We start from the raw sequence: 1,068 nt of genomic DNA, 5'->3' as shown, positions 1-1,068 counted from the left end.
GCTTCAGCGCGCGGGCGCTCGACAATCTGGTTGTCCTTGCCTTGCAGCAGCGGCGTCAGGGTGAAGTCGAACTCGATGTGCTTGTACGCGTCGTTCTTGAGGCCGAGCGCCGCGCCGCCGGTTTTCTCGACGACGTGCGGAATCAACTCCTCACGCGTGGCGTAAGCGAAGTCGTCCCAGATCAGCGGATCGCCTTCGATATTGAACTGCGTGGTGAGCTTGCGATGATCGCCGCTCGTGACGAAGAAGTGCACGTGCGCCGGACGGTTGCCGTGACGGCCCAGACCGTTGAGCAGTTGCTGCGTGGCGCCGTGCGGCGGGCAGCCGTAACCCACGGGCATGAGCGTGCGGAATTCGTATTGGCCTTCCGGGCCGGTCTTGACCGCGCCGCGCAGGTTGAACGCGGTTTGCGCGCCGGTCGGGTCGAAGTGCGAGTAAAAGCCCTTCGAATTGGCGTGCCAGCATTCGACCACGGCGTTCGCAACGGGCTTGCCATCCGTGCCCTTGACCGTGCCGCGAATCACGAGCGGACCCGCATCGGCGTCTTCGTTGAGGTCGATCTTCGAGACGCCTTCGCGCACCGGCGCACCCGCCACATAGAGCGGGCCTTCGATCGTGCGCGGCGTGCCGCCGTCCAGACCGACTGCCTTGTCTTCCGCGTCCATGCGGATGTCGAGGTATTTTTCCAGACCGAGGCCTGCCGCGAGCAGCGCCGCTTCGCCGTCCGAGCCGAGCTTGTTCAGGTAGTTCACGCCGGCCCACACTTCATCGGGCGTGATGTCGAGGTCGTCGATGGCCTTGAACAGATCGCCCAGCAGGCGATGCACGATCTGCTGGAAACGGACGTTGCCGTTACCGCCATCGAGATTGGCCGCCGCTTTCAGCAGATCCTGCACTTCCTTGGAATCGAATACTTTGACGCTCATGATTAGTGTCTCCACTTGTATTTTGGGGAAAAACAGCCTGGACGCGGGTGGCGGGATTCAGGCGTCGTCGTCGCGGATCGACGACGGGTGGCGACACAGCGGCGTCACCGAAATCTTCATGTACGGGAACAGCGGCAGCGCC

General features: G+C 63.1%; 2 protein-coding genes. Both read right to left on the bottom strand.

Annotated elements, in window-relative coordinates; translation table 11 throughout:
• Positions 1–926: catechol 1,2-dioxygenase (gene catA / locus U5782_RS41220; RefSeq protein ID WP_322049616.1), on the bottom strand; the 926-nt coding region annotated here is incomplete at its 3' end.
• A gap of 57 nt (positions 927–983) precedes the next feature.
• The coding region (locus U5782_RS41215) for a muconolactone Delta-isomerase family protein (protein ID WP_322044316.1) at positions 984–1,068 on the bottom strand (85 nt) is incomplete at its 5' end.

Source organism: Paraburkholderia sp. J67, from assembly GCF_905220265.1.
Taxonomy (GTDB): domain Bacteria; phylum Pseudomonadota; class Gammaproteobacteria; order Burkholderiales; family Burkholderiaceae; genus Paraburkholderia.
The sequence above is the reverse complement of the archived record's forward strand: the minus strand, read 5'-3'. Positions and strand labels throughout refer to the sequence as shown.